The organism is Pseudomonas sp. Snoq117.2 (assembly GCF_900110545.1).
In the GTDB taxonomy this organism is placed as follows: Bacteria; Pseudomonadota; Gammaproteobacteria; order Pseudomonadales; family Pseudomonadaceae; genus Chryseomonas; species Chryseomonas benzopyrenica.
In genome coordinates this window covers 941,614-966,216 of sequence record NZ_FOED01000001.1, presented here as the reverse complement: position 1 = coordinate 966,216, position 24,603 = coordinate 941,614, and the positions used below count along the sequence as shown (strand labels likewise).

Annotated in this window: 22 protein-coding genes and 1 pseudogene; 12 read left to right on the top strand and 11 right to left on the bottom strand. The window is 66.4% G+C overall.

From position 1 onward, the window contains the following. Positions 1–3 precede the first annotated feature (3 nt). A complete protein-coding gene (locus tag BMZ43_RS04815; protein WP_093250453.1) occupies positions 4–1,275 on the top strand; it encodes a hypothetical protein in 1,272 nt (423 codons plus the stop codon). On the opposite strand, the gene BMZ43_RS04810 is transcribed toward BMZ43_RS04815, so the two are convergent. Next, positions 1,272–2,483, bottom strand: a complete 1,212-nt coding sequence (locus tag BMZ43_RS04810) for a YeeE/YedE family protein (protein ID WP_093250450.1) — start codon at positions 2,481–2,483, stop codon at positions 1,272–1,274. The two genes, BMZ43_RS04815 and BMZ43_RS04810, sit on opposite strands and share 4 nt — an antisense overlap. A 230-nt stretch (positions 2,484–2,713) precedes the next feature. Here BMZ43_RS04810 and BMZ43_RS04805 point away from each other — a divergent pair, with 230 nt between their 5' ends. Further along, positions 2,714–3,808 carry a DUF1615 domain-containing protein gene (locus BMZ43_RS04805; protein WP_143075234.1) on the top strand — a complete coding sequence of 365 codons (1,095 nt, stop codon included), beginning with the start codon at positions 2,714–2,716 and terminating at the stop codon, positions 3,806–3,808. A 140-nt stretch (positions 3,809–3,948) separates the two neighbouring features. Further along, positions 3,949–4,302, top strand: coding sequence for a hypothetical protein (locus BMZ43_RS04800; RefSeq protein WP_093250441.1), 354 nt, complete (start codon positions 3,949–3,951; stop codon positions 4,300–4,302). A gap of 3 nt (positions 4,303–4,305) precedes the next feature. On the opposite strand, the gene BMZ43_RS04795 is transcribed toward BMZ43_RS04800, so the two are convergent. From BMZ43_RS04795 to BMZ43_RS04780, 4 genes are all read right to left on the bottom strand, one after another. Continuing rightward, entirely contained in the window at positions 4,306–5,385 is a 1,080-nt protein-coding gene (locus BMZ43_RS04795; RefSeq protein ID WP_017642446.1) for an SMP-30/gluconolactonase/LRE family protein, read from the bottom strand. Between the two features lie 117 nt (positions 5,386–5,502). After that, on the bottom strand, positions 5,503–6,750 hold the full coding sequence (locus BMZ43_RS04790) for a GGDEF domain-containing response regulator (RefSeq protein ID WP_093250436.1): 1,248 nt from the start codon (positions 6,748–6,750) through the stop codon (positions 5,503–5,505). Positions 6,751–6,871: 121 nt separating this feature from the next. Next, positions 6,872–8,125, bottom strand: coding sequence for a sensor domain-containing phosphodiesterase (locus BMZ43_RS04785; RefSeq protein WP_093250431.1), 1,254 nt, complete (start codon positions 8,123–8,125; stop codon positions 6,872–6,874). 83 nt (positions 8,126–8,208) lie between these two features. Further along, positions 8,209–9,966 carry a putative bifunctional diguanylate cyclase/phosphodiesterase gene (locus BMZ43_RS04780; RefSeq protein ID WP_093250428.1) on the bottom strand — a complete coding sequence of 586 codons (1,758 nt, stop codon included), beginning with the start codon at positions 9,964–9,966 and terminating at the stop codon, positions 8,209–8,211. 235 nt (positions 9,967–10,201) lie between these two features. On the opposite strand from BMZ43_RS04780, the gene BMZ43_RS04775 reads away from it, so the two are divergent. Continuing rightward, positions 10,202–10,879, top strand: coding sequence for a haloacid dehalogenase type II (locus BMZ43_RS04775; RefSeq protein WP_064307307.1), 678 nt, complete (start codon positions 10,202–10,204; stop codon positions 10,877–10,879). 77 nt (positions 10,880–10,956) lie between these two features. Next, positions 10,957–12,258: a leucine-rich repeat-containing protein kinase family protein gene (locus BMZ43_RS04770; protein WP_256562880.1), complete on the top strand. Its 1,302-nt coding sequence runs from the start codon at positions 10,957–10,959 to the stop codon at positions 12,256–12,258. Here BMZ43_RS04770 and BMZ43_RS04765 read toward each other — a convergent pair. Continuing rightward, positions 12,255–12,947 (bottom strand): aspartate/glutamate racemase family protein, encoded by a 693-nt coding sequence (locus BMZ43_RS04765; RefSeq protein WP_093250421.1) that lies wholly within the window; start codon positions 12,945–12,947, stop codon positions 12,255–12,257. The two genes, BMZ43_RS04770 and BMZ43_RS04765, sit on opposite strands and share 4 nt — an antisense overlap. A 183-nt stretch (positions 12,948–13,130) precedes the next feature. Between BMZ43_RS04765 and BMZ43_RS04760 the strand changes: the two genes are divergently transcribed. Then, entirely contained in the window at positions 13,131–13,322 is a 192-nt protein-coding gene (locus BMZ43_RS04760) for a hypothetical protein (protein ID WP_017642439.1), read from the top strand. 91 nt (positions 13,323–13,413) lie between these two features. On the opposite strand, the gene BMZ43_RS04755 is transcribed toward BMZ43_RS04760, so the two are convergent. Then, positions 13,414–14,220 carry an SDR family NAD(P)-dependent oxidoreductase gene (locus tag BMZ43_RS04755; RefSeq protein ID WP_064307305.1) on the bottom strand — a complete coding sequence of 269 codons (807 nt, stop codon included), beginning with the start codon at positions 14,218–14,220 and terminating at the stop codon, positions 13,414–13,416. A 122-nt stretch (positions 14,221–14,342) separates the two neighbouring features. Between BMZ43_RS04755 and BMZ43_RS04750 the strand changes: the two genes are divergently transcribed. Beyond that, positions 14,343–14,558 carry a DUF3820 family protein gene (locus BMZ43_RS04750; protein ID WP_017642437.1) on the top strand — a complete coding sequence of 72 codons (216 nt, stop codon included), beginning with the start codon at positions 14,343–14,345 and terminating at the stop codon, positions 14,556–14,558. Here BMZ43_RS04750 and BMZ43_RS04745 read toward each other — a convergent pair. Both BMZ43_RS04745 and BMZ43_RS04740 read right to left on the bottom strand, forming a co-directional pair. Further along, on the bottom strand, positions 14,555–15,007 hold the full coding sequence (locus BMZ43_RS04745; RefSeq protein ID WP_093250418.1) for a GNAT family N-acetyltransferase: 453 nt from the start codon (positions 15,005–15,007) through the stop codon (positions 14,555–14,557). The two genes, BMZ43_RS04750 and BMZ43_RS04745, sit on opposite strands and share 4 nt — an antisense overlap. Positions 15,008–15,009: 2 nt before the next feature. Further along, positions 15,010–15,231 (bottom strand): hypothetical protein, encoded by a 222-nt coding sequence (locus BMZ43_RS04740; RefSeq protein WP_017642435.1) that lies wholly within the window; start codon positions 15,229–15,231, stop codon positions 15,010–15,012. Positions 15,232–15,490: 259 nt separating this feature from the next. Here BMZ43_RS04740 and BMZ43_RS27185 point away from each other — a divergent pair. From BMZ43_RS27185 to BMZ43_RS04730, 3 genes and pseudogenes are all read left to right on the top strand, one after another. Next, positions 15,491–16,801 (top strand): annotated as a pseudogene (locus BMZ43_RS27185) (methyl-accepting chemotaxis protein); the annotation flags it as partial. Positions 16,802–16,819: 18 nt separating this feature from the next. Continuing rightward, positions 16,820–17,638 (top strand): methyl-accepting chemotaxis protein, encoded by an 819-nt coding sequence (locus BMZ43_RS27180; RefSeq protein WP_371099829.1) that lies wholly within the window; start codon positions 16,820–16,822, stop codon positions 17,636–17,638. A gap of 69 nt (positions 17,639–17,707) precedes the next feature. Then, positions 17,708–18,121 carry a VOC family protein gene (locus BMZ43_RS04730; RefSeq protein ID WP_093250411.1) on the top strand — a complete coding sequence of 138 codons (414 nt, stop codon included), beginning with the start codon at positions 17,708–17,710 and terminating at the stop codon, positions 18,119–18,121. A gap of 31 nt (positions 18,122–18,152) precedes the next feature. Here the strand turns inward: BMZ43_RS04730 and BMZ43_RS04725 are convergent, their stop codons facing one another. Continuing rightward, positions 18,153–18,503 carry a 4a-hydroxytetrahydrobiopterin dehydratase gene (locus BMZ43_RS04725; protein WP_093250409.1) on the bottom strand — a complete coding sequence of 117 codons (351 nt, stop codon included), beginning with the start codon at positions 18,501–18,503 and terminating at the stop codon, positions 18,153–18,155. A 163-nt stretch (positions 18,504–18,666) separates the two neighbouring features. On the opposite strand from BMZ43_RS04725, the gene acs reads away from it, so the two are divergent. Next, on the top strand, positions 18,667–20,625 hold the full coding sequence (acs, locus tag BMZ43_RS04720) for an acetate--CoA ligase (RefSeq protein WP_093250396.1): 1,959 nt from the start codon (positions 18,667–18,669) through the stop codon (positions 20,623–20,625). 283 nt (positions 20,626–20,908) lie between these two features. Further along, entirely contained in the window at positions 20,909–21,871 is a 963-nt protein-coding gene (locus tag BMZ43_RS04715) for a GlxA family transcriptional regulator (RefSeq protein WP_093250392.1), read from the top strand. A 23-nt stretch (positions 21,872–21,894) separates the two neighbouring features. Here the strand turns inward: BMZ43_RS04715 and BMZ43_RS04710 are convergent, their stop codons facing one another. Next, positions 21,895–24,456, bottom strand: a complete 2,562-nt coding sequence (locus tag BMZ43_RS04710) for a bifunctional diguanylate cyclase/phosphodiesterase (protein ID WP_093250388.1) — start codon at positions 24,454–24,456, stop codon at positions 21,895–21,897. Between the last annotated feature and the right edge of the window lie 147 nt (positions 24,457–24,603).

Here is a 24,603-nt window from a genome sequence, read left to right as displayed (position 1 = left end):
GGCATGCCGGGTACGCTGATCAATCGACTGAGTTTTCTGGCCCTGGGTGGCCTGATGGTCCTGCAGTTCGGCGTCTTCGAACAGAGCCCGACCAATCCGGTGGGCATCCGCTACGTGGGCGAAATGTACCTGGCGATCTGCCTGGGCTTCTTCGCGCTCTTCACCCTGAGCACCTGGCACCGGCCCCAGCGCGACTATCGCCTGCTGATGGGCTTCTGCCTGTTTTCCACGGCGGTGTTCGTCGGCCTGCCGGCGGTGTTCGCCCAGCTGTTCTGGGGGCAGCCGCTGGTCTATGGCCTCATCGAGGAGCGGCGCGTGCTCTACTGCTTCAGCGCCTTTCTGGTGCTCTACCTGGCCAAGCGGCTGAACGCCACCCAGTTCGAGAATCTGATCATCCTGGTGGGGCTGCTCTCGGCGCTGCTGTGCTGGCTGTCCTACTTCAAGATGCTGCCCGATCTACGCGAGGAGGTGAAGGATCTCAGCCGCCCCGGACGGGCGTCCACGGGCGCGGGCGCCATCTTCTTCGGCTACTTCATTTGCATCTACTTCGCCGGTCGTGGGCGTTCCTTCATCGACGGCCAGTTGCGGCCCAAGCTGCGTCACGGCCTGCTGGCGCTGTTCTTTCTGGCGACCATCGTGGTGGTGCTACAGACCCGCCAGCTGATCGTGGTCTGCCTGGTGTTCACCATCCTCGCCCTGCGTGCACGCCTGGTGGGGCCGGCACTGTTCGGCGCCATCATCATCGCGCCGCTGATCCTCTATCCGCACCTGCTGGAAACCCTCGGCTTCAACCTGGACTTCTATGCGCGCTCGGTGCAGGAAGGCCCCACCGACAACGTCCGGGAAAACACCATTTCCCAGATCATCAACCACCTGCAGCTGTACAACGGCCTGCCCAGCGGCAGCCTGAGCCTGATGTGGAACGACGGCTTCAAGCCGATCTTCGGCGACTACTTCTTCCTCTCCGACGTCGGCATCTTCGGCACCGTGTTCCGCTTCGGCTTCCTGTCCATCCTGGTCATTCCCATCGGCCTGGCGATCCACTACCTGGTGGCGCGCAAACTGAGCCGTGACCTGGAATTCACCCTGGCGGTGTTTCTCGCCTTCATGACCATCTGGCCGCTGCAGGGCCTGTTCGAATACCAGGGCACCGCGGCCCTGCTCTTCGTCATGCAGGCGTTGAAGACCTACCACGGCGCGCCCCAGTATGGGGTGGTGAGTCTGCCGGAGCGACCGGGGGCGCTGCCGCCCGGTCGCCAGGTCTTACCGGTCTAGCAGCCGGTCAGGCGCTCCACCCGACGCTCGCCAGGGAAGAAGAAGGGGCGCAGGCGCACGCCCAGGCTGTTGCCGAAAAAGGCCGCCACCAGCCATAGCCAGCCATGCAGGCTGCCCGAGGCGATGCCGCTGAAGTAGGCGCCGATGTTGCAGCCATAGGCCAGCCGTGCACCGTAGCCCAGCAGCAGGCCGCCGAGCACCGCCGCCACCAGCGACCGCGCGGGGATGCGCAGGCTCGGGGCGAAGCGCCCGGCGAGGCCCGCCGCGGCCAGGGCGCCCAGCATGATGCCGAGGTTCATCACGCTGGTGACGTCGAACCAGAAGGGCTCCGCCAGGGCCCGGGCATTGGCCGGTTGCTGCCAGAAGGCCCAGCCGGAGACGTCCAGCCCGAGCAGGCCGGCACCCTTGGCACCCCAGAGGGCGAAGGCCGAGGTGACGCCCCAGGGGCGGCCGGCCAGGGCCAGGGTGACGAAGTTGAGCACGGCCAGGGCGATGGCGCCCCAGACCAGCGGCCAGTTGCCGCGTAGTAGGCGCGTCGCACCCTGGTGTTCACCGGGTACCGTGACTTCCAGGCTGCCATGGCGACGGCGCTCCAGCACCACCGTGGCCGCGGCGATCAGGGCGAACAGCGCCAGGCTGACCAGGATGCCGGGTAGCACGCCCAGGCGGGTCACCAGGGAGGTGGGTGGCAGGCTGGGCAGGGCGAACCACCAGCCCAGGTGCTGGGTAGCGATCAGCGAACCGATGACGAAGAACAGCAGGGTTACCAGCATCCGCGCATTGCCGCCACCGGCGGTGAACAGGGTGCCGGAGGCGCAGCCACCGCCCAGTTGCATGCCGATGCCGAACAGGAAGGCGCCGATCACCACCGAGGTGGACAGCGGCGAGACGTTGCCACGGACCGCCTCACCGAACAGGCTGCCGGCACCGAGGACGGGAAAGAACAGCAGCACCGCCAGGGCCAGCATCACCATCTGCGCCCGCAGGCCGGCGCCGCGACGGTCGAGGATGAACACTCGCCAGGCCGAGGTGAAGCCAAAGGCGGCGTGATAGAGGGTCAGGCCCAGGGCGCCGCCAAGCAGCAGCAGGAGCGCCTGGCGGCTACCCACGGCCTGGCTGAGAAAGACCATGCCCACGGCCAGCAGGCCGGTGGCCCAGAGCGCCGCCCAGGGCAGCTGAGGAGAGGAGAGCGTGGAAGTCTGCTGCATTAGGGTTCCGGTATATTCGAACTAAAGTCCGACAATTTTAGTAGGACTTGTCGGGGAATCCCAGCGACTACCCTGCTCTGGTTGAATGAAAAGGTTACATCGATATAGCTAGAAGTTATTGATGGTTCAGGGCAGCCGTTTGCCCAGGGATGTGGTCAAAGCGGCCAAAGGAATCCTCTGGAGTCGCCGTGTCCGCTGCTGTCGCCCTGTCCGTTCCCGTTTTGCCCAGGCTGTCGCGACTACGCGGCTGGACCGCCCTCGCCGCTGCGCTGGTCCTGGCCGGTTGCAGCCTGACGCCCACCTCCCAGGGGCCCACCCGCTCGCCAGCCGAGGTGCGTGCTGAGCTCCTGCGCCTGCTACCCGCCAAGTTGGCGGACCGGCAGGGCTGGGCCAGTGACATCCAGACCGCTTTCAGCGCCCAGGGCCTCGAGCCCTCGACGGATAACCTCTGCGCCGTGCTGGCCGTGGCGGAGCAGGAGTCCACCTACCAGGTCGATCCGCCGGTGCCGGGGCTGGGACGCATCGCCCGGGAGGAGATCGACAGACGCGCGGCGCGGGCCTATGTGCCCCAGCTGCTGGTGCGCACCGCGCTCAACCTCGACTCACCGACCGGCAAGACCTACGCCCAGCGCCTGGACAGTGCCCGTACCGAGCGCGAGCTGAGTCTGATCTTCGAAGACTTCATCGCCATGGTGCCCCTGGGCGGCCAGCTGTTCGGGCGCTTCAATCCGGTACGCACCGGCGGCCCCATGCAGGTCAGCATCGACTTCGCCGAGGCCCATGCCCGCGGCTATCCCTATGACCGCGACGGGTCCATCCGCCACGAGGTGTTCAGCCGCCGGGGCGGTCTCTATTTCGGCACCGCGCACCTGCTCGGCTATCCGGCGGACTATTCCACGCCGCTGTATCGCTTCGCCGATTTCAACGCCGGCTGGTACGCCAGTCGCAATGCCGCCTTCCAGAGCGCGGTGAGCCGGGCTACCGGGATGAAGCTGGCGCTGGACGGCGATCTGGTGGTGCCTGGCTCGCGCACCCAGGGCGAGACCGAGCGGGCGGTGAATCGCCTGGCGCCGGCCCTGGGCATGAGCGACATCGCCATCCGCCATGACCTGGAGGCGGGGGAGTCCGAAGACTTCGCCAAGACCGATCTCTATGCCAAGGTCTATGCGCTGGCCGAGCGCAAGACCGGACGCAGCCTGCCGCGCGCCATGCTGCCGGGCATCACCCTGGAAAGCCCCAAGATCACCCGCACCCTGACCACCGCCTGGTTCGCCCAGCGAGTGGAAGAGCGCTGGCAGCGCTGCCGGGGCCGCGCCGCCCGCTGAGCGGGGCAGGGGGCCGAACGGCGTTTTCCGGGCGATGAGGGTCGGGGTTAACTATGGCAATTGGCCAGACTATTGCCCTACCATGGGGAGATGAAGCGGCCTCGTGCCGTACGGTTCTGGTGTAGTCCCTAGAGGTCCAGATGACCGATATCCCCGGCTCCCGGTTGACGCTCGTCGTCGACCAGCCCACCCCCTCGGCCCGCCATCGGCTGCCGCCCCGCGAACAGGCCAAGGCGCTGCGCCTGCTGCGCACCCTGGGCCTCGAGGCCGATACCCCGCCCGAACTGGTGCTGGCCTGGCTGGAACGCCGCGACAGCGGCTGCTCGCTGCCGGAAGCGGCGCGCCAGATCGGCCTGGGCAACTGGCTGGGGATCACCACCAGCCTGGCCGACCTCACCCAGAATCTGGCGCGCTTCGAAGCGGCCTATGCCCTGGACAGCGTGCTCGACTCCCTGACCACCCTGGTCGAGCAGTCGCCGCCCGAGTCCCGCTAGCGGCTAGAGCCCGGCACCGCGGATATTGACGTAGAGGCTATACAGCGAGTGGGAGCCGGCCATGAACAGCCGATTACCCTCAGGTCCGCCAAAGCACAGGTTGGGGCAGCGCTCCGGCAGGTGGATATGCCCCAGCGCCTTGCCGCTGGGATCGAACACCCGCACGCCATCGAGCACCTCGGGCTTGGCCGCTGGGGCGCCACTGCTGCCCCAGCCGCACCAGAGATTGCCCGCCACGTCGCACTTGATGCCATCCAGGGCGCCATACTCCAGCGCCTCGATATGCTTGCGGCGTTCGCCCAGGCTACCGTCGTCCTTGACGGTATAGGCCCACACCAGGCGATTGGGCTTGGCGCGGCCCTCGACCACATAGAGCAGTTTCTCGTCCGGTGAGAAGGCCAGGCCATTGGGGCCGTTAAGATCGCCAATGACCCGCGTCACCGCCAGGCTTTCGCCGTCGATGCGATAGACCGCATCGGGCTGCTCGGTCTTGACCCTGTGGCCCTCGTAGTCGCTGTTGGCCTGGAACGGCGGATCGCTGAACCAGATGGAGCCGTCGCGCTTGACCACCACGTCATTGGGCGAATTGAACGGCTTGCCTTCGAAGTTATCGGCCAGCACCGTGAGGCGCCCGTCGTGCTCGGTGCGGGTGACCCGCCGACCGAGACCGTGGGTGGTGGAGCCTTCGCAGGCGATCAGTCGACCCTGGCGGTCGCGGGTCAGGCCGTTGGAGAAATTCGACTGGGCGCGATAGGTGTCCAGCCGGCCGCTGACTTCATCCCAGCGCACGATGCGGTTATTGGGGATGTCGCTCATCAGCAGGTAGTTGCCGTCGCCGATCCAGACCGGCCCTTCGGCCCAGCGCAGACCGGTGGCCAGGCGCTCGACGCTGGCGTTGAACAGGCGCAATTCCAGGAAGCGGTCGTCGAGGATCTCGATCAGCGGATCGGGATAGCGTTGGCTCAGGGGTTCGGCGGCGCGGGCGAGGGTGGGTAGCGCGAGGGCCGCGCTGCAGACCAGGCCGCCCTGAAGCAGACGACGACGCGACAGCGGCCGGGCGAGCCCCGGGGAAGAGTCATGCATGGTGCAGGTCCTTGATTGTTATTGTTCAGACGAGGCTATGCGGATCGACCTGCGGCAGCAGATCAATCGTCTGACATCATATGTCTTGTGGCGCAGGGCGCCAACCCGGGATCCGCGCTACTCGGCGTCCAGCACCAGGCAGGTACGGCCACGGCCCTGACGCTTGGCCTGATAGAGGCGGCGATCGGCTTCGTGCAGGAACCCTTCGAGATCGTTGGCGAGGCCGCTGAAGACCCCCGCGCTGAACGACAGCGGCGGCGCGCCCGGGGCATATGCCTGGGACTGGCAGTAACGTCGCAACAGGTCCAGCGCCTGCAGCAACTGCTCTGGCGGCATGCGGCTGACCAGGGCGAATTCCTCGCCGCCCAGGCGCCCGGTCAGGTCCTGGGGCAGGGTGCGGGCCAGCGCCTGGGCGAAGACCACCAGGGCGCTGTCGCCGCTGGCATGGCCGTGTTCGTCGTTGATGCGCTTGAAGTGATCCAGGTCGAGCATGGCCACGCTCAGGGTGTGACCCTCGCGCTCGGCCTGGCGAAACCACTCCTGGGCCTGATCCTGGAAGGCACGCCGATTGCGCAGCCCGGTGAGGGAGTCGTACTGGGCGGCATGGGTGAGGGCGCGCATGAGATCCCGCCGCTCCAGGGTCGAGACCACCCGGCAGTTGAGCTCCTCGGGGCAGAAGGGCTTGCGCAGGAAGTCGTCGGCGCCCTGCTTGATGAACTTGGCGCTGAGCGAGCCCTTTTCGTCGGCCGACAGGCCGATGATGCTGAGGTCGTGGCGGCGCAGCTTCTGCCGCAGCAGCTGCACCAGTTCGAAACCGCTCAGGCCGGGCATGCTGTGGTCCACCACCAGCAGGTCGATGTCCGGCTGCTCCTCCAGCAGGCGCAGGGCTTCGTTGCCGTCGCAGGCATCCAGCAACTGGTAGCGGTGGGGCGTCAGCACGTGGCGGATGTAGTTGCGGGTGGCGTCGGAGTCCTCGGCGATCAGAATCTTCACCGCGGTATTGCTATCCAGCCGGCGCAGCAGGCGGAAGGCGAATTCGTAGGAGTACTGACTTTCCTTGAGCACGTAGTCGACCACGCCCTTGGTCAGCAGGTCGTCGCGCCGGCGCTCGTCGTAGGAACCGCTGAGGACGATGCAGGGCAGACGATAGCGCAATACCAGGTCGACGCTTTCGCCATTGGGCGCATCGGGCAGGTTGAGATCCACCAAGGCGGCAAAGAACAGGTTGGCCGAGGTTTCCAGCATCAGCTCGGCTTCGGCGAGGGTGGCGCAGAACACCGGCTCGAAGTCGCGCTGCTGACGAAAGAGGTGCGCCAGGATCTTGAGGACCATGGGGCTGTCTTCGATGACCAGGATGGAGCGCACCGGTAACTCCTGCAGGACAAAGAACGGCCGAGAACGGGTCTGGCGTCAGATGAAGCGATCATTCGCCTAGGCGTATCGGCCAAAGGATCGGCGACTTGAATGGTCGCCGATCCTTGCCGGTTCAGCTGTCCTGCAGGCCTTCCAGCTCGCGCCGCCGGGGCAGGCGCAAGGCGTCGTCGCGCGGCAGCGGACGGCTCAGCAGGTTGCCCTGCACCTTGTCCACCTGCAGCGCCCTGAGCGCTTCCAGCTCGGCGAGGGTCTCCACCCCCTCGGCGATCACCTCCTTGTGGGTCTCGCGGGCGAAGGCGATGATCGCCGACGCCAGCGCCCGCCGCTCGGCGTCGCGATCGATGTCGCGCACCAGGCTCATGTCCAGCTTGATCATGTCCGGACGCAGCCTAAGGATGTGCCTCAGACTCGAATAGCCGGCGCCGGCATCGTCGATGGCCAGGCGCACGCCCTGGGCCCGCAGCGGTCGCAGCTGGGCGTGGAGGGCGTCGTAGTCGTCGACTTCGGCGTGCTCGGTGATCTCCAGCACCAGCCGGCCCGGCGGATTGCCCGCCAGCAGCACGGGCAGGCGGCCGGCCAGGATGGTCTGCGGTGAACAGTTCATGGTCAGGTAGCTGTCGTCGGGCAGACTCTGCAGCCCCTGCAGGGCAAAGCGCATGGCGCATTCTTCGAGCTCGTCGCCCAGACCGATGGCGCTGGCTTCGGAAAACCACAGGTCCGGGCTGCGCTGTGGCGGGCAGTGGAAACGCGACAGCGACTCCCAGCCAGCGATGCGCAGATCGGCGAGATGATAGATCGGCTGGTAGACGATGCTGGGCTGGTGCGCAGCCACCGCGCCCTGAATGCGCTGACGCATCTCGACCTGGCCGCGGCGACTGGAGACGTCCAGGCTGAGGCGATCGGCCACCAGTTCGGCGAAGGTCCGCACCAGTTCCAGGTCACGGGGACTCAGGGTCGGATCAGGTTGGTACTTGAAGCAGCAGAAGGTGCCATAGAGTTCGCCATCGCTGAGCCGGACGGGCACGCTGACGTGGGCGCCGATGGGGACGCTGCGGGTTTCCGGGATCAGGCGGGCCGGGCCGACGGCGCGGGTATCGGGGATGAGTTCGGGCAGATGGCCGGTGACCACCTGCTGACAATAGCCCTGGCTGAGCGGCAGGGCGTCGCCGGCCTTGAGCGGCGCATCGGGCACGGCATCGACATTGCGAAAGACCCGGTCCTGCTGGCGAAATTCGGCCAGAAAGGCCACGTCCATGTCCAGGTGGATGCGCAACGCGTGCAGCACCTTGTCGATGCAACCTTGACTGCTCAGATTGCCAGTATCCAGGCCAACCACGTCCAACAACTCGGTACCTGATTCCCTCATGTCCTCACTCCCGGGAAACTACGACCTGAACCAGTGTAGAGCCTGGAATGAATTTGTCAGTCAAATGACCTCATCCGTTCGGCTTAAGCCTGTTCGGCGTACCAGGCCTCGAAGGCGGGCAGGGCCATGGGGCGGGCCAGCAGATAGCCCTGGACCTCATCGCAGCCGGCTTCCTGCAGGAAGGCCAGCACCTCGGGGGTCTCTATCCCTTCGGCGACGCTGCGATAGCCCAGCTTGCCGATCAGTGCCAGCAGCGCCCGGACCACCTCCTGCTTGCGTGGATCCTGGGGCAGGTCGTGGATCAGCGAGCGATCGAGCTTGACGCTGGTGACCGGCAATTCGTAGAGATAGGCGAAGTTGCTGTAGCCACTGCCGAAGTCGTCGATGGCGATTTCCAGGCCCAGCTCGCGCAGGGCATGCAGCTGGGCGATGGCCTCCGGATTACGTCTCAGCCATTCGCCTTCGGTGATCTCCACCTCCAGCCGTCGTGGATCGACGCCCTGGCGCTGGCAGGTCTCGCGCAACAACTCGACCAGATCGCCTTCGTCGAAATCCCGCGGTGACAGGTTGAGCGACAGCCGTCCCTGGTAGCGGCTGTCCCAGCGCGCCAGTTGGCCGATGGCGGTGCGGATCACCCACCGGGTGACGCTGTGGATCAGCGCGGTCTTTTCGATCGCCGGAATGAAGTCGCCCGGCGCGATGGGCCCGAGTTGTGGGTGCGTCCAGCGCAGCAGGGCTTCGGCGCTGCACAGCCGGCGCCCGGGCAGTGCCAGGCGCGGCTGGAAGGCCAGGCTGAAGTCGCCGCGTTCGAGGGCCTCGGGAAGCTGCCGGACCAGCTGGAAGATCCGCTGGAAGGCTTCGTCCAGGGGGCGCTCGTAGAGTCCCCAGTGGCAGGGGCTCAGGGCGGCCTGGTTGACGGCTACCATGGCCTTGCGCAGCAGGTCGCGCACCTCGCCCGGTTTGAGCTCGAAGGGCACCACGCCGGCCTTTACCGGCGGATCGATGGGAATCCGGTCGGCCTGGACCGGGGTCCGCAACTGGGCGATCAGGGCTTCCAGCAGCGGCGGGTAGTCGTAGTTCGCGGGCAACAGAAAGGCGAATCTCTTGGTGTCCACGTGATAGACCTTGGCCCGCTCGCTCAGGGCGTCGCACAGGCGCAGGGCCAGGCTGCGCAGAAAGGTCTCGAAGGGCCACATGCCCTGGGCCAGGACCAGCTGCTCCTTCCAGTGGGTTTCCAGCGGATCCACCAGCACCAGCAGGCGCGCCTCGCCGGGATGGAGTTCGGTCAACTGGGCCACATCGGCTTGGAACTGCTGCCGATTGGGCAGACCGCTGACCGGATCGCGCCGGCGCAGGTGCTGACGCAGGACGATGAGTCTCATCACCTGGGCGGCGAAATCGTCCAGGCGCTTGCGTTCCGTCGCCGTCAGCTCGCGTGGTTGGTTGTCGAGGATGCAGAGGCTGCCGATGGCATAGCCGCCCTCGGTGACCAGGGCCGAGCCGGCATAGAAGCGCACCAGCGGCGCCTTGACCACCAGGGGATTGTGGCTGAAGCGGGTATCGCAGCGGGCATCGTTGATCTCCATCCGGCCATCCGCGGCCTGGATGGTGTGGGCGCAGAAGGCGTCCTCGATGGGCATCTGCGCCAGGTCGAAGCCGACGCGGGCCTTGAACCACTGGCGATCGCGATCCACCAGGCTGATCAGGGCGGTCGGCACATTGAAGCTGCTGGCGACCAGTTCGCAGAGGCGGTCGAATTCCTCCGCCGGCGCCGAGTCGAGCAGCTCCAGGGCATGCAAGGCGTTGAGGCGGTCATCTTCGTACTTCAAGGGATCGGCCATCGGACTAGCTCAAGAGAATCGACAGGCCTGGCAGGAGACCCAGGCACAGCTTGGAAGACCGGAGCGCCAGTCGAGCCGGACGAGCGGCTGACAAGAGGCGGGCTGACTGAGGGTATCGGCTGCAAATCATAAGACTTTAGCTGTTTCTCGCGTCTGCACGTCCTGCAAACCTTAGCGCGGCTGCACGTCGATCGCGAGTCCTGGTCGAACGCACAACCTCCGCCGAGTAGCGACCATGACCCTGACCTGCCTGTTCGACATCAACGAGACCGTGCTGGACCTGTCCGCGCTTGACGGCCTGTTCACCGAGCTGTTCGGCGACCCCCAGAGCCGCACGCTGTGGTTCGCCCAGACCCTGCAGAACGCCATGACCGCCGAGCTCTGCGGCCGGCACGCGCCCTTCGAGGCCCAGGGCCAGGCGGCGCTGGACATGATCGCGGCGCGGCTCGGCCGTACGCTGGCCGCAGCGGACAAGCAACGTGTCGCCGATGCGCTCAAACGGCTGCCCGCCCATGCCGATGTCCGCGCGGGCCTCGATTTTGCTCGGGCGCAGGGCGTGCGCTGCATCGCCTTCTCCAACAACGCCCGCGCCGCCACCCAGGCGCAGCTGGAATACGCCGGCCTGAGCGATGCTTTCGCCGACATCCTCTCGGCCGAGGACGCCGGCGCCAGCAAGCCGGTCACGGCCACCTATCGCCAGGCCGCCGCCAGCCTGGGTCAACCCACCGAGGGCCTGTGGCTGATCGCCGTCCATGCCTGGGACATCGCCGGCGCCCAGGCTGCCGGGTTCAGGGGTGCCCTGCTGCAGCGGCGTCCCGAGCAGGTGGCCAATCCTCTGGCGCCGCCCCTGGTGACCGCCGGCACGCTGCAAGAGGCAGTGGCGCGCATTCTGGCGCACGAGGGCCGCAGCTAGCGGCCTGGCATGCTAACGTCCGCGCCATCACCGGCCGAATGCCGGTTTTTCCAGACCGTGAGAGTCGCTTTGCCATGATGGATATCCTAGCCCGGCTGCGTGCCGGCGAACTGGCCGGGGCCACGCGCCTGACCCTGCGCGCCGACCTGACCGAATTCCCCGAAGAGCTCTATAGCCTGGCCGACAGCCTGGAAATCCTCGACCTGTCGGGCAATCGGCTGACCCGCCTGCCCGCCGACCTGGGCCGACTGCACCGGCTGCGCATTCTCTTCTGCTCGGGCAATCCCTTCACCGAGTTGCCGGAGGTGCTGGGTACGTTACCCAACCTGGAGATGATCGGCTTCAAGGCCTGCCAGCTGGAGCGGGTGAGTGCTGCGGCCCTGCCACCGCGCCTGCGCTGGCTGATCCTGACCGACAACCGCATCGCCGAGGTGCCCGCTGCCCTGGGTGAACGACCGGCGCTGCAAAAACTGATGTTGGCCGGCAACCGGCTGGAGGCTTTGCCGGCGAGCATGGCCGACCTGCACCAACTGGAGCTGCTGCGGCTGTCGGCGAATCGCTTCGCGACGCTGCCCCCGGCCATTCTCGCGCTGCCCCGGCTGACCTGGCTGGCCTATGGCGACAATCCCCTGGGGGCCAAGCGCGAGCGCGCGGTGCGCACCCAGGCGGCGTGGCAACAACGCATCGCCTGGAGCGACCTGGCGCTGGGCGAGCGGCTGGGGGAGGGCGCCTCCGGCATCATCCACCAGGCGCGCTGGCAGTCGCCCACGGGGCCGCGCGAGGTCGCCGTCAAGCTGTTCAAGGGCAGCATGACCAGCGATGGCACCCCGGAAAGCGAAAGCGCCGCCAGCCTCAGCGCCGGCACCCATCCCTGGCTGATCGGGGCCCTCGGCGATCTGGCCGAGCATCCCGAGCAGCGCAGCGGCCTGGTGCTGGAACTGGTGGAGCCGGCCTTCGGCAACCTGGCCGGACCGCCCAGCTTCACTACGTGCAGCCGTGACGTCTATCCGGAAGACACCCGCTTTACCGCCGCCGCCGTACGTGAGATGGCCGGCGGCATGGCCAGCGCCCTGGCGCACCTGCATGGCCACGGCTTGGTCCATGGTGACTTCTATGCCCACAACATCCTCTGGGACGGTGGCGCGCGCTGCCTGCTGGGCGACTTCGGGGGCGCCTCGCTGCTCCCTGAGGACGCTGCGCAAGCCGCGCGCCTGCAGCGCTTCGAGAGTCGTGCCTTCGGCATCCTGCTGGAAGAGTGGTTGACGCGGTGCAGCGAGCCGGTCGATCCAGCGTTGGCGGCCCTGGCCGCGGAGTGCCAGCAACCCGATCTCGATGCGCGCCCCCTGCTGGCCGAGGTGGCGCAGCGGCTGCAGGGCTAGTCCAGCGCCCAGTCCACGGCGGCCAGGGCGTGCAGTCGCGTGGTGTCGAACAGCGGCACCGCGCTGTCGCCCTGGTCCACCAGCAGCATTATCTCGGTGCAACCGAGCACGATGCCTTCGGCCCCCTGGGCGACCAGCTCGGCGATGATCGCGCGATAGGCTGTCCGCGACTCGGGGCGCACCTCGCCACGTACCAGCTCGTCATAGATGACGTGATGCACGGTCTGGCGCGCGGTCGCTTCGGGCACCAGGACCTCCAGACCGAAGTGTGCCGTCAGCCGCTCGCGATAGAAGGCCTGTTCCATGGTGAAGGCGGTGCCCAGCAGGCCGACAGTCCGCAGGCCCCGGGCGCGGATCGCCGCACCCGTGGGGTCGGCAATGTGCAGCAACGGCAGCGCCGTGGCTGCCTCGATCTCCGTTGCCAGGCAGTGCATGGTGTTGGTGCAGAGCACCAGCGCCTCGGCGCCGCCGGCAGCCAGTTGCCGCGCATGGCCTTGTAGACGCTGACCAAGCGCCGTCCAGTCGCCGGCATGCTGCAGCGCGGCGATCTCGGCGAAATCCACCGACAGCAGCAGGCAGGCTGCCGAATGACTGCCGCCCAGCCGGCGCCGGACTTCTTCATTGAGGATGCGATAGTAGTGAGCCGAGCTTTCCCAGCTCATGCCGCCCAGCAGGCCAAGGGTGCGCATGGCGTGTCTCCCGTTATTCGCGAGGGCTTATCTTGCCTGGCAGGCAGGGCCTCTGAAGAGACGCAGTCGCGACCGGATCTAGGCATACAGTGGTCCTGGCCGCGGCTTTGGCCGGGCAGGTGGCGACTGCACTGGCTTCCGCTACGCTTCAAGGGGCCACTCCCGGCCCTGAAGGTGATCGTCATGCTCAAAGCGTTGCTCACCGCGGTAGCCCTGACCCTCTTCGCCGCCGCCAGCGTCCAGGCGGCGCCCTGCCGCGACGCTCACGGCAAGTTCGTCAAATGCGACACAGCCAAGACCAAGGCGGCGCAATGCAAGGACAGCCAGGGCAGGTTCGCCAAGTGCGGCACACCTGGGGCCACGCCGGTCAACTAGAGGCGGCTATCTGGATGTCAGGCGGGGCCTTGGCCGTGACGCCTCGCCTGACGTCACCAGCGGCGTCTGCCAGCGCCTGGCATGAGGGCCGCTAGTCCTTTTCCGCCGAGCCCGGCTCCGACCAGGCGCGATGACGCTCGGCCTTCTGGGCTTCGCTTTCCACCCGATTGAGCACCTCGCCCTCGTGCTGCACCTCTGGGCCGCCGCCATAGACATGGTCGAGGCCCTGCATCAGGGCGGCGTAGCCCTGGGCGGCCACCTGGACCGGATCGTTCTTGGGCCCGGCACCCACACTGGTGTCGTCCTCGCCGGCGCGGTGGAAGAAGTTGGTATCGGTCTGGCCGGGCATGAGCACCGTGAGGGTCACGCCGCTGTCCTTGAGTTCGTTGCGCACGGCGAAGGCGAAGGAATTGATGAAGGCCTTGGAAGCGCCGTAGACGGCCTCGAAGGGAATCGGCGCGGTAGCCGAGATGGACGAGGTGAAGAGCACCCGGCCGCGACCGGCGGCGACCATGTCCGGCAACACCAGCTTGGCCAGGTGCACGGTGGACATGACATTGAGCTGGATCAGTGCCATCTCGTCTTCCAGCCGCGTCTGGCCAACGAAGGCGCCGCCCAGGCCGACGCCGGCGTTGAGCACCACGACGTCCAGCGGACGGCCCTGGCGGCGCAGGAATCTATAGGTCTCTTCCACGCCTACGGCGGTGCGCAGATCGGCCGCATGGCTCCAGACCTTGACCCCCAGGGCACGCAATTCGCGCTCGGCGGCGTCCAGCCCATCACCGCGGGAGACCAGCAGCAGATCGTGGCCATGGCGGGCCAGCTGCTTGGCCAGTTCGAAGCCGATGCCACTGGAGGCACCGGTGACGGCGGCCAGGGGCCGGGTAACATTGCTCATGCGGAAATCCTCTGCAGACCTGGTGTAGCTGGGATCGTCGCGGAGAGCTGGTGCTCCCCGCGGCCGACGGTTGACCCCTGACGGCATGGCATAATCGCCAGGCCGTCTGGAGGAGACAAGCGATGCAACCCGCTGACCTGGAAGCCCTGGTGACCTGGACCATGCCCTATGGCAAGTACGCCGGCCGCCTGCTGGTCGACCTGCCGGGCCACTACCTCAACTGGTTCGCCCGCAGCGGCTTTCCGCCCGGTGAACTGGGCCGGCTGCTGGCGCTGATGCAGGAGATCGACCACAACGGCCTCAAGCCGCTGCTCGATCCGCTGCGCCGTCGCCGTTAGTCCGCCGCGCGATGCATGTCGACATGGGGGATGCCGTCCTCGTCGTACACCCCTGAACAGGGCGTGAAGCCATAGCGGCCATAGTAGGCCTGCAGATGAGCCTGGGCGGAGAGGAACAACGAACGTCCGGGCCAGCGCTCGGCGCAGACGCGCAAGGCTTCCGCCAGCAATAGATGGCCCAGACCGCTGCCGCGGCCCTCGGGGGCGACGATCACCCGGCCGATCACCACTTCATCGCGTACGGAGCCCAGCAGGCGCAGGTAGGCGTGCAACTGGTCGTCGCGCCAACCGAACAGGTGCCAGACGTCGTCCGACAGATCCAGGCCGTCGGGATCGGGATAGACGCACTGCTGCTCCACCACGAAGACCCGGGCGCGCAGGACCAGGGCGGCGTAGAGCTCGGCGGTAGTCAGCGCCGGGGCGGCGCGGCAGATCCACTGGATGGCCATGCTCAGTCCTTGCGCCGGCCGAACATGAAGCGGAAGCGATTGCGATTGAGCAGCACGTAGCCGGTCAACTGCAGCCCCGCTGCGAACAGCAGGCTGCGGATCGCGCCGGGGTCGGCAGGGCGGGGCCCCTGGTAGAGACCGTAAAGGGCGAAGGCCACGCCCAGCAGGCCGAGGATGAAGAAGACCAGACCTATCTTGGTCAGGCGACTTAGCTTTTTATCCATCACGGAGAGGAGGACTCCAGTAGTGGCCGTTCAGGCTTAGAAAGGCTCTATATCAAGGGTTTAAGAGGTTTTTTGTGCATCGATGTAGGTCTCATTTCACCGTGGAAATCTCGATTCGCACCACTTTGGCACCCAAGACGCCTTGCGGATCCTACACATCCAGGCTGAGCGGATTCAAACAGGAGACAGGCGGTTTCGATTGATGGCCTTTTGATTGCACTGCATCTCGCGATGATGTCCCACTCGAGGAGGTGTCTGTATGCATAGCTCCACGCAATATTCCAAACCCATGGCGCTGACACCCGAGGAGCGCGCCTGGTTGCCCTGGCTGGGTACCAATAGCAAGCTTGTGCGCAGGTGGGCCGCTTGCTTGAACCGGGATCGCCAATCTGAATTGGAGGCCACATTCGTCAGCTTCGCCAACACTCGTCGCGATCTACTGCAGACCTGGGCGGAAAGCATCTGGGAACATTTACGGACCTTGAAGGCGGCCATCACAGACCTGTCTGTGGAAGAGGTACCCGCCCTGCTGGCGGCCAAGCAACAGGTTATCCGGGACGCGAGCGAGATAGCGTTCATCGATGCCCAAGGCGAGGTGATAATTTCCACCAAGACCAGCCGCATTGGTAGTTGCGATCTGCACAAGGATGCGGTGCGCAACGGACTGACCCAGCGGTTCCTCCATGGCCCTTATGTGGATCCGGTGACGGAGGCGTTAGGGCGGACGTCCTCGAAGTTTCACGATGCGGTCACCCTAATGTTCTACGAGCCGGCCCGCTGTGGAGATCAGCAGGGTGCATTGATCGTGCGTATTCCCAATGATGTGCTCGGTGATCTGATCCAGCGCGAAGCGGGGCATATCTATCAGGATTCAGGCGACAACTATCTCTTCATGGTCGAATCGCGGTTCGATCCTAACTTGAGGCCGGGTATCGCCTTGTCGCGTTCGCGGTTCGAGGATTCGACCTTTTCCAAGGGGGAAAATCTGAAGAGTGGGGTCCGCACTGCCTTCGGTGACGTCAGGATCCGCAACCATACCGAATTCGAGATCGTCTTCAACGATCCCGCCACGGGTCAGCTCCATCCCGGCATTCGCGAGACCATCCGCCACGGTGAAAACCTCTTCGTCGACTATCCAGGGTATGCCGATTACCGTCATGTGCCCGTGGTCGGACGAGGCATCACCTTTTCACTGCCAGGATCGCCTGATCGTTGGGGCATGATGTGCGAAGCGGATCTGGAGGAAGTCTTTCGCTATCGCAGCCTGAGATACCGCCTCAACCTGCACTTCTTGGTGACGTCGCTCTGCTGCAGTCTGCTACCGCTGCTGGCTTGTTCCAAACTGAACCTGGGGCTGGTCGCGCAGTGTGCAGCCGTAGCCACGAGCGCGATGGCGGGTACGGTCCTGTTCAGTGCGCGCGTCAGCAGACCGCTGATAAGCAGACTCAGGAAGACCAGCCAAATGCTGCGAACCATCGCCGAAGGCGGCGGCGATCTCACCGAGCGGTTGCCGGCCCAAAACGAGCGGCCCGACGAAATCTCGTTGGTGGCCCAGTGGATCAACAGCCTGATCGACAGCCTTGGCCAAATGGTGGGGCAGGTGGTCATGACCAGTAGTGACATCGAACAGGCCAACAGCCAGCTGCAGGGAACCAGCCAGCGTTCATTGAATGAGTCTCAGCGGCTGCGCTCGTCACTCGAGTTGGGCATGCAGACGCTCGGCAGTCAGGTGAAGGAATTGGAAGAGGCGGGGACGGAGGTGGAGGTCATGCGCGCCCAGGTACGAACCGCTGCACAGGAGGCGCGTAAGCAGTTTCAGGAGGTCCAGAGCAGCAGCAGCGATATCCAGCGTTCGGTACAGGAGGCCACCGTCACCATCAAGCAGGTGAAAGACAGCGCCAGTGAAGTCGGCCGGGTCGTGACGGTAATCAACGCCATCGCCAATCAGACCAACCTGCTTGCCCTCAACGCCGCCATCGAGGCGGCGCGTGCGGGCGAAAGTGGCCGGGGCTTCGCCGTGGTTGCCGATGAAGTCCGGCAATTGGCCGATCGCACCTCACGTTCCACGGGAGAGATCGCCGACATGATCAGCAACATGCAGCGTCGAACCGAGGACGCCGTGGCCATCATGGACAGCAGCATTGAACAGCTGAAATCGGGCCTGCAATTGGCCTTGGCCGCTGCAGAAGACAGGCAGGAGGTTCAACAGGTGTTGCAACAACTGTTCATCACCATCGACAAGCTCACCGCTGGAACTCTGGAGAACGGGCAGCGATTCAGGGTCATGGGCAGCCTGGCGGCCAGTGTTCATCAGTCCAGTACCGCGGCGCATCAGAGTGCGCAGTTGACCGGTGGGGCAGTGTGCACACTGGAGCGGCTCGCCAACAGGTTCAAGGTGAGCGCTTGATCGCCGTAGCTTGACGGACTCGCAAGAGCGGTATGGTGTTGGCGGATGGGAAGTCAACGGGTACCGCTCATGTTCAGTCACATCCAGCTGGGTGCACGCGACCTGGAACGCTTGGTCGATTTTTACGATGCCGTTCTGCGTGAATTCGGTTTCGTGCGGATGCCCGTCGAGGACGATGGCGGTCCTCCTGGCTGCGGCTGGCAGCGGCAGGGTCGCCCCTGGCCGCAATTCTATGTGCAGATTCCCTTCAACGGCCTGCCCGCGTCCTGGGGCAATGGCGTGCAGGTGAGCTTCGCCGCGCCGTCGCGCCAGGCCGTGGAGGCCGCCTGGCACCGGGCATTGCAATCGGGCGGTAGCGACGAAGGCGCACCCGGGGTGCGCCCTGGCTACGGTGCGGACTTCTATGCCGCCTATTGCCGGGATCCGGAAGGCAACAAGCTGTGTTTCGTGCATGCCGAGGGGCTCGCCGCCGCCTGCGACTAGCGTGCGATCCGGCGATCCGGCAGTCCCTCGCTCAGACGTTGGCCGCCAGGGCGACGGCATCGGTGCGCGCCGCCATGATGAAGTCATTGCGGTGCAGGCCACCGATGTTGTGGGTCCACCAGCTCACCGTCACCGCGCCCCATTCGGTGAGCAGGGCCGGGTGATGGTCCTCGTCCTGCGCCTCGCGGCCGACCCGGTTGGTGAAGGCCAGCGCCTCCAAAAAGTTGCCGAACGCATAGCGGCGTTCCAGGCGCGCAATCCCTTCGCGTTCTACCAGCGTCCAGCCGGGGACCGCCTTAAGCAGCTCGGTGCTGGCGGCCGCGCTCAGGGCCGGCTCGCTGGAGCGGCAGGGGACGCAATGGGAATGGGCGAGATCGGCCATGGGGCGCTCCTTGGGGGAAGAAAGTCATGAAGGGGCAAGGGTAACAGACCCGTCGGTCAGCTCCCGGCGCCCCGTCCGACCATGGTCGAATGGTCCGAAACCGGTGCGCGCCGTACAACGGAAGGCAACAAGAACAACAGTTTCCCGCCGAGGAGATCGTCCCATGAGTGCCGCCTTCTACCCGGTCCGCGCGGAAGTCGCTTCCCGGACCCTGACCGATGAAGTCACCTATCGTCGCCTGTACCAGCAGTCCATCCTCAACCCGGATGGCTTCTGGCGCGAACAGGCCCAGCGCCTGGACTGGATCAAGCCCTTCAGCCGGGTCAAGCAGACCTCCTTCGACGATCATCGCGTCGACATCCAGTGGTTTGCCGACGGCACCCTGAACGCCTCCTACAACTGCCTGGATCGCCACCTGGAAACCCGTGGCGACCAGACCGCCATCATCTGGGAAGGCGACGATCCGGCCGACAGCCGTCACATCACCTACCGCGAACTGCATCGCGAGGTCTGCCAGCTGGCCAACGCCCTGCGCGGCCAGGACATCCACCGCGGCGACGTGGTGACCATCTACATGCCGATGATCCCCGAGGCCGTGGTCGCCATGCTGGCCTGCGCCCGCATCGGCGCGGTGCACTCGGTGGTGTTCGGCGGCTTCTCCCCCGAATCCCTGGCCGGCCGCATCAGCGACTGCCAGTCCAAGCTGGTGATCACCGCCGACGAAGGCGTGCGCGGCGGTCGCAAGATCCCGCTCAAGGCCAATGTCGACGAAGCCCTGACCAATCCGGCCACCCATTCGGTGCACAAGGTGATCGTCTGCAAGCGCACCGGTGCCGACATCGCCTGGCACCGCCACCGCGACGTCTGGTACGAAGAGATCACCTCGGTGGCTCCGGAACACTGCGAGCCCAAGGAGATGTCCGCCGAGGCGGCGCTGTTCATCCTCTATACCTCCGGCTCCACCGGCAAGCCCAAGGGCATCCTGCACACCACCGGTGGCTACCTGACCTATGCCGCCCTGACCCACGAGCGGGTCTTCGACTATCGCCCCGGCGAGGTCTACTGGTGCACCGCCGACGTCGGCTGGATCACCGGTCACAGCTATATCGTCTACGGCCCCCTGGCCAATGGCGCCACCACCCTGCTGTTCGAGGGCGTGCCCAACTACCCGGACGTCACCCGCATGGGCCAGGTGGTGGACAAGCACCAGGTCAACGTCCTCTACACCGCGCCCACCGCCATCCGCGCCATGATGGCCCAGGGCGATGCCGCCATGCAGGGCGTCGACGGCAGCAGCCTGCGCCTGCTCGGTTCGGTGGGCGAGCCCATCAATCCCGAGGCCTGGCACTGGTACTACAAGACCGTGGGCCAGGAGCGCTGCCCCATCGTCGACACCTGGTGGCAGACCGAGACCGGCGGCATTCTCATCAGCCCGCTGCCCGGCGCCATCGGCCAGAAGCCCGGCTCGGCGACCCGTCCCTTCTTTGGCATCCAGCCGGCGCTGGTGGACAACGAAGGCAACCTGCTCGACGGCGCCGTGGAAGGCAACCTGGTGATCCTCGATTCCTGGCCGGGCCAGTCGCGTTCCATCTATGGCGACCACGACCGCTTCGTCGACACCTACTTCAAGACCTTCAAGGGCATGTACTTCACCGGTGACGGCGCCCGCCGCGACGAAGACGGCTACTACTGGATCACCGGTCGCGTCGACGACGTGCTCAACGTCTCCGGCCATCGCATGGGCACCGCCGAGATCGAGAGCGCCCTGGTGGCCCATCCCAAGGTCGCCGAAGCCGCGGTGGTGGGCATGCCCCATGACCTCAAGGGCCAGGGCATCTATGTCTACGTCACCCTCAACCAGGGCGAGGAGGGCAACGAGGCCCTGCGTCAAGAACTCAAGCAGTGGGTGCGCAAGGAGATCGGCCCCATCGCCACGCCCGACGTCATCCAGTGGGCGCCGGGGCTGCCCAAGACCCGTTCCGGCAAGATCATGAGACGCATCCTGCGCAAGATCGCCGTGGGTGAATACGACTCCCTCGGCGACATCTCCACCCTGGCCGATCCGGGGGTGGTGCAGCATCTGGTCGGGACCCACCAGCAGATGAGCCAGGCCGTCGCCTGATCATCTTCCACCAGCAGCCGCCCGCGTCCGTCTCCGGTCGCGGGCGGTTCGTTTTTGGCATCCCTGTAAAGACTTGTCGCCAGGGCAGAAGCCCTGGCCAGCCAGGCGGGGCTAGAATCGCGCCAGCCGGCGGACCGGAGGGCGCATCGGTCCGCTACCCGGGCAAAGGCTGGGACAGGGGCAGTACTCCGGCGTACCATGCGTGCCACCCCACAAGGGTTTCATGGCGCGCGGTCCCGGATCGGTCCGCCCCCGCCGCTCTCGACAGGAAGCCAGACGTTAGATGACCATCCGCATCGCCTTTCTGCTGTGGCCCGACGTTCGTCCGCTGACCGTGGGCTTGGTCGAGGAAGCGCTGGAACTCGCCGCTCGCCATTCGAGCGATACGCCCTACGAGGTGCGCTTTCTGCAGGCCGGCAGCGAGTTGCAGCCGCGGCTGCCGGGTGGCCATTGGGAAGGGCAGCTGGAGCGCCTGGATCGCCTTTTCGTGCTGGCCGACGAACCTTCGCCGACGCTGCCGCCACCCCTGGCCGCGGCTCTGCGTCAGACCGCCCGGGCCGGAGTGGTGCTGGGAGGCTTTTCCGCCGGGGTGCACATCCTCGCCCAGCTCGGCCTGCTCGACGGTCATCGCGCCGCCGTGCACTGGCGCTGGCTGGAGGAATTCAGCGAGCAGTTTCCCAAGATCATCGCCACTCACCACCTCTATGAGTGGGACCGCGATCGCCTGACCGCCTGTGGCGGCCTGGCCATCCTTGATCTGCTGCTGGCGATGATCGGCCGCGATCGCGACGCGGAGCAGGCCGGCACCATCGCCGAGGAGCTGATCGTCGAGCGCCTGCGCGAAGGCAGCGAGCGGCAGCGCATTCCGCTGAAGAACCGGCTGGGGTCAAGTCATCCCAAGCTGACCCAGGCGGTCATGCTGATGGAGGCCAACATCGAAGAGCCGCTCACCACCGACGAGATTGCCCAGCACGTCTGCGTGTCCCGCCGGCAACTGGAGCGGATCTTCAAGCAGTACCTGGCGCGGGTGCCCAGCCAGTACTATCTGGAATTGCGCCTGAACCGGGCGCGCAAGATGCTCACCCAGACCAGCAAGTCCATCATCCAGATCGGCCTGTCCTGCGGCTTCTCGTCGGGACCGCATTTCTCCAGCGCCTATCGCAACTTCTTTGGCGTCACCCCCCGCGACGACCGCAACCAGCGCCGTGGCGCGGCGGGCGAGGGCAGCATGGTGGCCGAGCGCTAGGCGCCCGGCGCACCCCCTTCAGCTCACAGTGGCTCGGCCACCCCTTCGTCCAGCCAGGCGCCTAGCTGATCGGCCGGCAGGGGCGCGCCGCAATGGAAGCCCTGGATCTCGTCCGCCGGCAGGTGCTGCAGCTGGCGCAGGTGCTCGGCGTCTTCCACGCCCTTGAGGGTCACGGTCAGCCCCAGTGAGCGGCCGAGATCGATCATGGCGCGGACCAGGGCACTGTCTTCCGGCGCGTGGTTGCGCCGGGCGATCAGGCTGCGATCCAGGCGGATGCCGTCCAGCGGATAGCGGCGCAGATAGGCCAGGGAGCAGAGGCCGGAACCGAAGTCGTCCAGGCACAGCCGTACGCCCAGGCCCTTGAGCGCGCTCAGGGTGTTGGCCACATCGGCCGCGGGGTCCAGCAGGGTGCGTTCGGTGAGTTCCAGCTCCAGGCGCGGGGCGGCCAGGCCACTCTGGTAGAGCGCCTCGGCCACGGTCTGCACCGGATCCTCGTTGGCGTGGAATTGCTGCGGTGACAGATTGACCGACACCGAGAGCCGTTCCGGCCAGCCCTGGGCGTCGTGGCAGGCGGTCTCCAGCACCCAGCGGCCGAGGCGCTGGGCGAGTCCGGCGTCTTCGGCCAAGGCCAAAAAGTCCAGCGGCTCCAACAAGCCCTGGGTCGGGTGTTCCCAGCGCACCAGCGCCTCGAAGCCGCGCAGGCTGCCGTCGGCGAGGCTGCGCCGCGGCTGGTAGTAGAGACTGAGACGGTCGTCGCGCAGGGCCTGGCGCAGGTCCTGTTCCAGTTGCCGGCGCAACAGCACCTGTTCGTTCATGGCCGGTTCGTGGAAGCGCCAGGTGCCACGGCCAGCGGCCTTGGCCTGGTAGAGGGCGATGTCGGCCAGGCGCAACAACTCGGCCGGGATGCTGGTATCCCGCGGTGCCAGGGCCACGCCCAGGCTGCTGCCGATGAAGATGCGCTGCTCGCCGAGGCGGAAGGGCTGCCGCAGCTGCTCCACCAGCCGTCGACAGAGGTCGGCGATGGCGCCCGGCTCGCGTTCGCCGCTGAGCACCACGCAGAATTCATCGCCGCCCAGACGCGCCACCAGGTCGGTGGCGGTCACGTTCTGCCGCAGACGCTGCGCTGCCTCCTGCAGTACCTGATCGCCGGCGGCATGGCCGAGGGCGTCGTTGACCGTCTTGAATCTATCCAGGTCGAGACTGAGCAGGGCCAGGGGACGGGGCTCCGGGCCCTCCAGGTGGGTGGCGAGAAATTGGTGCAGGCGGTGGCGATTGGGCAGGCCGGTGAGGGGGTCGTGCCAGGACAGGTGCTGGACCTGGGCCAGGGCCTCGATCTCGTCGGTGAGGTCGGTGACGGTGCCACGATAGCCACCCTCGGGAATGGCCCGGGCGGCCACCCGGCAGGTGCGCTCGCGACCGCTGCCATCCAGGTAGTGGCAGACCAGCGGGGGTCTCGGTTTGCGGTCGTGGGCATGGCCGGCCAGCCAGTGCGCCAGGGTATCGGCGTGGGGTGTCAGGAGTTCGTTGAGCGGCCGTCCCAGCCAGCGGTCGGCGGCTTCCCCGGTGACCTCGGCGAAGCGCTCCGAGACATAGACCAGGCGCAGACCGGCATCGACCTCCCACAGCCAGTCCGAGGTGGCCTCGGCGATGTCGCGGAAGCGTCGCTCGCCAATGGCCAGTTCGCTGCGACTGGCCAGCAGGTCATCGTACTGGGTATCCAGCTGGCGCATCGACAGCAGCGCCTGGCGAAACAGCCAGATCAGTCCCAGCAGCAGGATCAACACCCCGCCGCCGAACAGCGGCAGGGTCTGCTGCATCAGCCACAGCCCCGGGCGCGGCGGACGCCAGGTCAACTGATAGCTGGAGCCGGGCAGTTGCCAGCTGCCGCGACTCCCGGCCGGATCGGTGGTAATGCCGAGCGGTGGCAGGTTGTTGGCTTCGCTCAGGGTCGCCAGCCGGGCGGGACTCAGCACATTGACGAAGACCAGTACCGAAGCCGGCGTATCCAGGGAACGGACGCCGGGCTGGTCACCCGGGGTGATGGCCGCGGCGGCCACCAGCGCCGGCGTGCCGGCCACGTTGAGGACGCCAGACACACTGCCGGCGCGGGCATCGACGCTGCGCGCCGCGGCCAGCAGACCAGCGATGTCGCCCTGCAGCCAGGGCGTAGCAGGATCGGCCAGTTGCCCTTCGAGCAGGCGATAGCGGGGCCGATCCTGGCTGTCGAACACCAGCACCCCTTCGTAGCCATAGACCCGGTACAGCGATTCGCCGAGATTGCCCTGGTCGTAGGCCCAGTCGTGGTCCAGCTCCAGGTGAAGGCGGCGATAGGCCTCGTCCCATTTGCTGTAGTCGATCAGGTTGCGGGCCACCTCTTCGTCGAGGCGGGTGAAGGTGCGGCCGACGGCACGCTCGGTGTGCTGGGCGACGGTGGCATCCTGGCGCACGGCATTGTCGACCAGCAGGTAGCAGCCCAGGCCGATAAGGCCCAAGAGCAGTACGCAAAGCGCTGGGAACAGCCGCAGGAGGACGGTATGGCCCCGTCGGCGCGGAGAGGCGCTACGGGACGCTGGAGAGGTAGGCATGCCTGGACCCTGGCTAGATGAGCGTTCCTGTGCCTTCGCCTGATCGGACCCGGGGGCGGCCAAGCGAAGCGGGTGAATCCTTGCCGTCGCTAGACTAGCCCCTGAGGGCGCGCGACGCTAAACGTAAAGCGCGAGATGCCAAGGGGA